A 9,339-nucleotide genomic window follows, 5' to 3' on the forward strand; every position below is an offset into this window, starting at 1 on the left:
GTGCTGAAATCTAACGTATGCGGTGAACCTGCTGGCCGAGCATGTCAGGAGTGATCAGCGTAATCCCTTTTTCACTCACGTAGAAACGCTTTGCGTCCTCCTCGCGGTTCACCCCGACAGTCAATCCCTCAGGGATCACACAGTTCTTGTCCACCACCACCCGCTTGAGCGTCACATTGCTTGAAATCTTGACGTTAGGCAAAATCACCGAATCCTCAACAACGCTGTAACTGTCCATGGATACATTGGAAAACAGCAGCGAACTACGTACCAGGGCGCCACTTATGATGCACCCCCCCGACACCAGCGAATCCACGGCCATGCCCCGGCGAGTATTGTCATCAAATACAAATTTTGCCGGCGGCAATTGTTCCTGGTAAGTCCAGATCGGCCATTCCTGATCATACATATTCAATGACGGAGTAACCTTGGTCAATTCCATATTGGACTCCCAATAGGCATCGATTGTTCCTGCATCCCGCCAGTAGTCCGCTTCGCCATCCAGATTGACACAGCTATCCCGGAAACTCTGGGCATAAACCCGGTATCCCGTGCTTACCAGGTGAGGAATAATGTCATTACCAAAGTCATGACTGGATCTAGGGTCGTCTGCATCCCGCACCAGCTGCTCGTACAGGAAAGAGGTGTTAAATACGTAAATGCCCATGCTTGCCAGGGCAACACCCGGCTTGCCAGGGATCGATGCGGGGTGTTCTGGCTTTTCATCGAAAGTCACCACCCTGGATTCACCATCCACACCCATTACGCCGAACCCGCTTGCATCTTCAATGGGAACTTCGATACAAGCAACCGTCATGTCGGCCCGCTTTTCTATATGAAAGGCAAGGAGCTTGCCATAATCCATCTTGTAAACATGGTCGCCTGCCAATATCAGAATGAAATCCGGATTTGCCCCCCGCATGATATCCAGATTCTGGAATACGGCATCCGCCGTGCCCCGGTACCACATTTCTTCGATTCTTTGCTGGGCCGGAAGCACGTCAATGAATTCACCAAACTGGCCATTGAGAAAACTCCATCCGCGCTGGATATGCTGGATCAGGCTGTGCGCCTTGTACTGAGTCGCCACCCCAATACGGCGGATGCCGGAATTCACGCAATTAGATAGTACGAAATCGATAATGCGAAATTTACCGCCGAATGGCACTGCGGGCTTGGCCCGCCAGTCAGTGAGCTGGTGCAGACGGCTGCCACGCCCCCCGGCCAGTACCATAGCATATGTGCTTTTTGTAATCGAACTTACAAAACGGAATTGACTTGACTGTAGCATAATTTGCTCCCGCGCTCGTAAATTATATTTTGAATACTATCGCATAAAAGGACTCTACCAGATTGTAACCATACCCTGTTCTTAATTATGGCTATAATCCCCATACCATGAAACAAAAACTACGCATTCCGCTAGATGTACGTGCTGAAAGACTGCTGCAGGGAAGACTGCACGATCCATTATCATATCTCGGCCTGCATCAGGATAAAGGCAAATACATCATACGTGTGTTTCATCCCACCGCAAGCCATATCCAGCTGATGACAAATCGCGGCAGCGATATGCTGGAACGTGTTCATGCGGATGGCCTGTTTGAATGGCAGGGTAGTGATGAACCGGAACACCCCTATCGCCTGCTCATCATGGATAACACGCCAGGTTTGCCAAACGCTCCGGAACGCCTGCTGTATGACTGCTATGCTTTTGCGCCCAGTATATCCAGCTTCGACCTGCACCTGTTCAACGAGGGAAAGTTGCATCAGGCCTACAGGATACTGGGCTCCCACTCCATGCTGATCGATGGCGTTCCCGGAATACGTTTTGCGGTCTGGGCACCGAATGCCGAACGGGTCAGCGTAATCGGAGAGTTCAACCACTGGGATGGGCGCATTCATCCGATGACTGTGCATGGCTCCAGTGGAATATGGGAATTGTTTATCCCTGAAATTCAGCCAGGCCTGCTGTATAAATTCGAGATCCGCAACCGTACCGGCACAGTATTGATCAAGACCGATCCCTATGCCAACTCGTTCGAACTGAGACCCGGCACGGCTGCACGCGCTGGGTTGGCCTGTCACCACGACTGGCAGGATGCGGAATGGCTGGAGCAGAGAAAAAGGTGGGACTGGCTGCACGCCCCGCTCAATATTTACGAAATTCATGCTGGATCATGGAAACGTCACCCTGACGGGCGTTTTTATACTTATCGGGAACTGGCTGAACAACTCATTCCCTATGTAAAAGATATGGGCTATACCCACGTGGAACTGATGCCCGTTTCCGAGCACCCACTGGATGAATCATGGGGATACCAGGCAACGGGTTATTTTGCAGCCACCAGTCGCTTCGGCTCACCCGATGATCTATGTCATTTTATCGATTGTTGTCATCAGGTCGGAATTGGAGTGCTGCTCGATTGGGTACCTGCACATTTTCCGCAGGATGATTTTGCACTGGCATATTTTGACGGCACAGCACTTTATGAGCACGAAGACCCGCGCCTTGGATTCCATCAGGACTGGGGTACGCATATATTCAACTATGGACGCAATGAAGTAAGAGGTTTTCTGATTTCCAGTGCGCATTTCTGGCTGTCACAGTTTCATTTTGATGGCCTGCGCGTAGACGCAGTGGCTTCCATGCTGTATCTCGATTACTCGCGCAAACAGGGAGAATGGCTACCGAACAAATACGGCGGCAGAGAAAACCTGGATGCCATGGAATTTTTGCGCGAACTCAACATCATGGTGCATGACGCATTTCCCGGTGCACTGACGCTAGCGGAAGAGTCCACCGCATGGCCAGGGGTTTCACGCCCGGTGTACCTTGGCGGAATGGGTTTTTCAATGAAATGGAACATGGGGTGGATGAGCGATACGCTCCACTTCATGCAGCTCGACCCGATCCACCGGCGCTATCACCTGGACCAGCTAACTTTCAGCCAGCTGTACGCATATAGCGAGAATTTCATACTTCCCTTTTCTCACGACGAGGTAGTACATGGCAAAAATTCTTTGCTCGGCAAAATGCCAGGAGACACATGGCAGAAATTTGCCAATCTCCGGTTACTGCTTGCTTATCAAATGACCAGCCCTGGAAAAAAGCTCCATTTCATGGGTAATGAATTTGGCCAGGGACGAGAGTGGAGATCGGATTGGGAACTTGAATGGTGGCAACTCGGACTGGACCAGCACCGTGGGATACAATGCATGGTGCGAGACCTGAACCGCCTTTACCTCACCTTGCCGGCCTTGCATGAACAGGATTTTGAGCAGGCGGGATTTACCTGGATCGATTGCCAGGATGCTGAACGCTCTCTTCTTTCCTTCATGCGCCACGGCCGTAATGGAGAAACCATTGTCGTCGCCCTGAACTTCACCCCGGTTCCCCACCACCGCTACCGCATCGGGTTGCCATCCGCTGGTGCCTACCGGGAAATCTTCAACAGCGATTCCCGTCATTATGGCGGAGAAAACATTGGAAATTCCGGAGAAATCCATACTGAACCTGCATCCCGGATGGGCCTGCCTTTTTCTGCCGAGATCGAATTGCCACCGCTCGCTGGAATCATGCTGATGTCAACTTGAAAGCAGTCTTAGATCTATAGGCAACCCAAAATAAAAGGAAGCTTGTAAAGAATTTCCTGTTTTGCCCGCCATCCAGAGCAGCATAAAAAATCAACAACCCATGCGCCCATTATTTCGACATACCAAAATGAACCAGTTGAATCATAAAGTTGTGTTTCAGAATTTCCAAATCATGCACCACGAAAATACTCATTGCCCAGCCTTGAATACTTAATCCAGACCCCGAGGAAAACATGTCAACTCTTGTTCATTCGCCAGCATGGAAAGCTTTAGCGGCCCACCACAAAGGAATCAGCCATCAAACTATGCGCGAAATGTTTAGCCAGGATCCGGGCCGTTTCGGCAAGTTTTCCTTGCAGGTAGGCAACCTGCTACTGGATTATTCAAAGAACATCATTACCAGTGATACCATGGAACTGTTACTGAACCTTGCACGCCAGAACAAGCTGGAAGACTGGATTGCCCGCATGTTCCGCGGCGAAAAAATCAATAACAGCGAACAACGGGCAGCGTTGCATACCGCATTGCGTGCCCCCCGCAACAGTTCGATATACGCTGACGGCAGGGATGTGGTGCAGGACGTTCATCACGTGCTGGACCACATCCGGCACTTCTCCGAAGCGGTGCGCAATGGCAGGATTCTCGGGCATACTGGAAAAGCATTCAGGAACGTAGTCAATATTGGCATCGGGGGCTCCGCACTGGGGCCGCTTATGGTCTGTTCTGCGATGAAACCATTTGGTAGCGCGCAGCTGGCCGCACACTTCATTTCCAATGTGGACGCCACGGATCTGGCAGAAGTACTCAGCCTTCTCGATCCCGAAACCACGCTTTTTATCATCAGCTCCAAGACATTCACCACGCTGGAAACCCTTACCAATGCCCATTCCGCTCGCGACTGGCTGGTAAAAAACCTGGGTACCGAGGAAGCGGTCGGCAAGCATTTTGCTGCAATCTCGACCAACCTTGCTGCAACATCACGCTTTGGCATCCAACCGGAGTATGTATTTGAATTCTGGGACTGGGTTGGCGGCCGGTATTCCTTGTGGTCGGCTATCGGCTTGCCCATTGCCATTTATATTGGCATGAATCATTTTGAGCGTCTGCTTGCCGGTGCGCATGCAATGGACAGGCATTTCCGTGAATCGCCTCTGGAGTGCAATATGCCGGTAATTCTCGGCATGCTCGGTATCTGGTATGCAAATTTTTTTGGTACCGCTTCCTATGCCATTCTGCCCTATGACCAGTATCTGCACCATTTCCCCGCTTACCTGCAGCAGTTGGAAATGGAAAGCAACGGCAAGCAGGCTGACCGTAACGGCAACCCGGTGGATTACGCAACCGGAATGGTTATCTGGGGCGAACCCGGCACCAACGGTCAGCATTCCTTTTTCCAACTGATACACCAGGGAACACAAATGATTCCCGCCGATTTCCTGGCACCGATTAACAGCCACCACCCGATCGGCGAACACCATTCAATACTGCTGGCCAATTGCCTTGCACAGACCGAGGCATTGATGCTCGGCAAAACATCAAAGGAGGCGCGCGCCGAGCTTGAGAGGCAAGGCCTGAAAGGTGATGCACTGGAAACGCTGCTGCCATACAAGGTATTTCCGGGCAACCGCCCCACCAACACTCTGCTATTTGACCAGCTCGATCCATACACGATGGGTATGCTGGTCGCCCTTTACGAACATAAAGTGCTGGTGCAAAGCATAATCTGGAACGTTAATGCCTTTGACCAGTGGGGGGTTGAATTCGGCAAGCAACTTGCGGGCAAACTGTTGCCGGACCTGAAAGGGAACCGGCCCGTTTCTGTGCACGATTCTTCCACCAATGGCCTGATCGACCACATCCTTGCGCGCCGCATCTGAACACCATCGCAACCATGCAGACTAACAGACCGGGGCCACCCGCCGAAATTCCCCCGGGCGATCAGGCAAAAAACTGAATCCGTTTCCGCTATCTCCACGAGCGAATTTCGGATACCGGATATTCTATTTCCCTGCGCTGGCTACAGTCCGGTTCATGCGCCGCGCCTGTAAAAATCCTTAAGCCGGAAACCAAGCAACCAGAGCACAGCGAAATAAACCGCCATGCCCGCCGCTACCAGTCCAGCCAGGCGCCAGATACGCAGCCACCCGCCGCTGATCAGCCAGCTTTTCTCGCTCCCCATGCCAAACCATAGGGCCAGCCCCAACACCAGTAGCGCCAGACCAAGCTTGGCAAGAAATTTTCCCCAGCCCGGTTCTGGCTGATAAATACTCTTCTTGCGCAGCAAATGGAACAGGATGGCAGAGTTCAGGCAAGAGCCAAGACCAATCGCCAAAGCTAGGCCTGCATGCTGCAGCCAACCAATGAACAACAGGTTCATGGTCTGGGTAGCCAGCAGAGTGATCATGCCAACTTTCACCGGGGTTCTTATATCCTGGCGCGCATAGAAACCAGGCGCCAGCACCTTAACCGAAAGAATACCAATCAGGCCGACACTGTAGCCCACAAGGGCATTGCGCGTCATCAGCACGTCAAGCGCTGAAAAAGCGCCATGCTGAAAAAAAGTGGACAACAGGGGAACAGCAATGATGCCCAGCGCAAGCGCCGCAGGCAGGGTAAGCATGAAAGTCAGGCGCAACCCCCAGTCAAGCAGCCTGGAATATTCCGCCTGATTTCCCACTGCGTGATGCTTGGACAGGGACGGCAGGAGAATGGTAGCGATAGCCGCCCCCAGTACTCCGGATGGAAACTCCATCAAGCGGTCGGCATAATAAAGCCAGGATACGCTCCCCGCCATCAGGAAAGAAGCAAATATGGTATTGATGATCAGACTGATCTGACTGATCGACACTCCAAAAACCGCCGGACCCATTTGCCTGATGATGCGCCATACTCCTGCATCCTTCAGGCTCAGGCGCATGGATGGCAGCATGCCGATTTTTTTCAGAAATGGTAACTGGAACATCAACTGGACAAGTCCGGCCAGCAATACCGCCCACGCCAGCGCCATGATCGGGGGATCGCAGTAAGGAGCCAGCCATAGCGAAGCTCCAATCAGACAGAGGTTGAGCAGGATCGGAGTAAATGCAGGCACCCAGAATTTGTTGTAAGTATTAAGTATTCCGGATGCTACTGCCACCAGTGAAATAAAGAATATATAGGGAGAGGAAAACCGCAGCAACTGAACGGTAAGATCAAATTTCTCCGGCGTCGCTGCAAAACCCGGTGCGCTGATGTAAACCAGGATCGGCGCTGCAATGATACCGACAAGAGTAACCACAAACAGGATCAGCGCCAGTAACGCCGAGACATGATCTACCAACTGCTTTGATTCGTCATGTCCGCGAAGGTTTTTGTATTCGCCAAAGATCGGCACGAAAGCCTGGGAGAATGCCCCTTCTGCGAACAGGCGTCGCAGCAGATTGGGCAACTTGAAAGCGACGAAGAAAGCATCCGTCGCCATGCCCGCGCCAAAAACACGCGCGATCAATATGTCGCGAATAACGCCAAAAATGCGGGAAAGCAGCGTCAGGATACTGATCGTTCCAAGTGCTTTGAGAAGGTTGATATCAGGCTCCCTTGAAATAAGGATTCTACGTTTCTTGCCAGCTTATCCCCGGCTGGGGCATTCCCTTATCAGCATTTTCCAGACCGGACCATGCTGAGTGCCACGGCTTCGGCCACCTGGATCCCGTCCACAGCAGCAGACAGTATTCCGCCTGCATATCCTGCACCTTCTCCTGCCGGATATAAGCCCGCAATATTCAGGCTCTGGAAATCTTCGCGGCGCTTGATTCGCACAGGAGACGAAGTACGCGTCTCCACACCGGTAAGCATGGCGTCCGCCATGGCAAACCCTTTGATCTGTTTATCAAACACCGGAATAGCCTCCCTGATCGCATTGATTGCATAATCCGGCAGCGAAGCAGACAGATCACACAGGTGCACGCCCGGCGTGTAGGATGGGATAACCGATCCAAGCACCGTAGAAGGCCGATTTGCAAGGAAGTCACCCACTGTCTGCCCGGGAGCATGATAGTTTCCCCCTCCCAATTCAAAAGCACGCGTTTCCCAGTGGCGCTGGAAGTCTATCCCGGCCAGCGGACCGCCCGGATAATCAGAGGGAGTAATACCCACGACTATCCCGCTATTGGCATTGCGCTCATTGCGCGAGTACTGGCTCATGCCGTTGGTAACCACCCGGCCTTCCTCCGAGGTTGCTGCAACTACCGTACCGCCGGGACACATGCAGAAACTATAGACTGACCGCCCGTTGCTGCAATGATGCACCAGTTTATAATCGGCCGCACCCAGAAGCGGATTTCCGGCATTCTTCCCAAAACGGCAGCGATCAATCATGTACTGGGGATGTTCAATACGGAAACCTATGGAAAAAGGCTTGGCCTCAATATACACACCACGCTGGTGAAGCATGCCGAAAGTGTCGCGCGCGCTGTGCCCGACAGCAAGGATGACATGGTCGCAATTAATAACCTCACCACTACCGAGCACCACCCCCCGGACCTGTCCGTTGTCGATCAAAATATCTTCCACTTTAGTCTGAAACCGGATTTCTCCTCCCAAAGCTTCGATATTCGCGCGAATTTGCTCCACCATTCCCACCAGGCGAAACGTGCCGATATGCGGCTTGCTCACATACAGGATCTCCTCCGGCGCGCCGGCCTTGACAAATTCCAGGAGCACTTTCCGACCATAATGTTTCGGGTCCTTGATCTGACTGTGCAGCTTACCATCAGAAAAGGTTCCGGCACCCCCCTCTCCAAACTGCACGTTGGATTCCGGATTCAATATTCCCTGCCGCCAGAGGCCGAACGTATCTTTGGTGCGTTCGCGTACGCTTTTGCCGCGCTCCAGAACAATCGGACAAAGACCCATCTGCGCCAGAATCAGAGCAGCAAACATTCCACATGGACCGGTTCCGATCACGACCGGACGCAAAATCGGCCTGTCTTTGGCATGCGTCACAAAATGATAACTTGTGTCGGGTGTAAGCGAGACATGCAAATCATCCCGAAAACGCTGAAGCAGTGAAGCTTCGTCCCTGACTTCTACATCCAGGGTATAAATGAGGACAATGGCAGACAACCTGCGCGCATCATATCCGCGGCGAAAAACAGTAAAGGAAACCAGCTCATCAGCACCGATGCCCAGTCGCTGCATCAGCCTGGTCTTTAGCTCGGCTTCGGAATGGTTCAGGGGGAGTTTAAATTCAGTCAATCGCAGCATGTAAAATATCCCGGATTAATCCCGGCAAGGAAGCCTACAAGATTCCCAACCAAAGGCTAGGCGGATGTCATTTTACCGCAAGTACGTTTCTTAAGGCTTCCAGTACATTAAAAGTCTCTGCACCCCCTGCAAGCAGGCTAGCGAGTAGGCATGGCCATATGCGGGTTTTATGCCCCGGGCAATCCAGCCTTGATGTGCATTCTTATTTCCTGCACAGGTCGGCGCGATTCAACGGCCATCCACCGTAACCGTTTCTGCTACGGGCGTAATATAGTCCTATACTGACCACACCGGACAGAGCGCCTGCATCCTGTCCGTCCCTCGACAGTCAACACGAATTGATCGTACTATTGATCCGGCCTTATAAAGATTGAACTTTTAAGCATTCGGTGTCTCCAAACGAGCATGGAAAAAGAAGACGCGCGATACCAAACGCTGGAACAGTTGCACGAGAGGCGAAAGCAAGTCATCCGGCTGCACAAAAGGGGCTTCAAGGGG

5 protein-coding genes are annotated in these 9,339 nt (G+C 52.2%); 2 read left to right on the forward strand and 3 right to left on the reverse strand.

What is annotated here, in order from left to right; genetic code table 11:
- Nucleotides 1-10: 10 nt before the first annotated feature.
- Nucleotides 11-1,291, reverse strand: a complete 1,281-nt coding sequence (glgC, locus tag KJA68_RS10060; protein WP_213036803.1) for a glucose-1-phosphate adenylyltransferase — start codon at nt 1,289-1,291, stop codon at nt 11-13.
- A 107-nt stretch (nt 1,292-1,398) separates the two neighbouring features.
- On the opposite strand from glgC, the gene glgB reads away from it, so the two are divergent.
- Together glgB and pgi are read left to right on the forward strand one after the other, a co-directional pair.
- Nucleotides 1,399-3,597, forward strand: coding sequence for a 1,4-alpha-glucan branching protein GlgB (gene glgB, locus KJA68_RS10065; protein WP_213036804.1), 2,199 nt, complete (start codon nt 1,399-1,401; stop codon nt 3,595-3,597).
- A gap of 233 nt (nt 3,598-3,830) precedes the next feature.
- Nucleotides 3,831-5,474 carry a glucose-6-phosphate isomerase gene (gene pgi / locus KJA68_RS10070; RefSeq protein WP_213036805.1) on the forward strand — a complete coding sequence of 548 codons (1,644 nt, stop codon included), beginning with the start codon at nt 3,831-3,833 and terminating at the stop codon, nt 5,472-5,474.
- A gap of 152 nt (nt 5,475-5,626) precedes the next feature.
- On the opposite strand, the gene murJ is transcribed toward pgi, so the two are convergent.
- Nucleotides 5,627-7,162 (reverse strand): murein biosynthesis integral membrane protein MurJ, encoded by a 1,536-nt coding sequence (gene murJ, locus KJA68_RS10075; protein ID WP_213036814.1) that lies wholly within the window; start codon nt 7,160-7,162, stop codon nt 5,627-5,629.
- A gap of 68 nt (nt 7,163-7,230) precedes the next feature.
- The gene (locus tag KJA68_RS10080) at nt 7,231-8,841 is read right to left on the reverse strand and encodes an NAD(P)/FAD-dependent oxidoreductase (RefSeq protein ID WP_213036806.1); all 1,611 of its coding nucleotides are present in this window, start codon (nt 8,839-8,841) and stop codon (nt 7,231-7,233) included.
- Nucleotides 8,842-9,339 lie beyond the last annotated feature (498 nt).

The organism is Candidatus Nitrotoga fabula (assembly GCF_905221025.1).
Classification (GTDB): domain Bacteria; phylum Pseudomonadota; class Gammaproteobacteria; order Burkholderiales; family Gallionellaceae; genus Nitrotoga; species Nitrotoga fabula.

Coding starts and splice junctions, on each gene's coding strand:
- pgi (WP_213036805.1), top strand. CDS start 3,831: ATGTCAACTCTTGTTCATTCGCCAGCATGGAAAGCTTTAGCGGCCCAC.
- glgB (WP_213036804.1), top strand. CDS start 1,399: ATGAAACAAAAACTACGCATTCCGCTAGATGTACGTGCTGAAAGACTG.
- glgC (WP_213036803.1), bottom strand. CDS start 1,291: ATGCTACAGTCAAGTCAATTCCGTTTTGTAAGTTCGATTACAAAAAGC.
- KJA68_RS10080 (WP_213036806.1), bottom strand. CDS start 8,841: ATGCTGCGATTGACTGAATTTAAACTCCCCCTGAACCATTCCGAAGCC.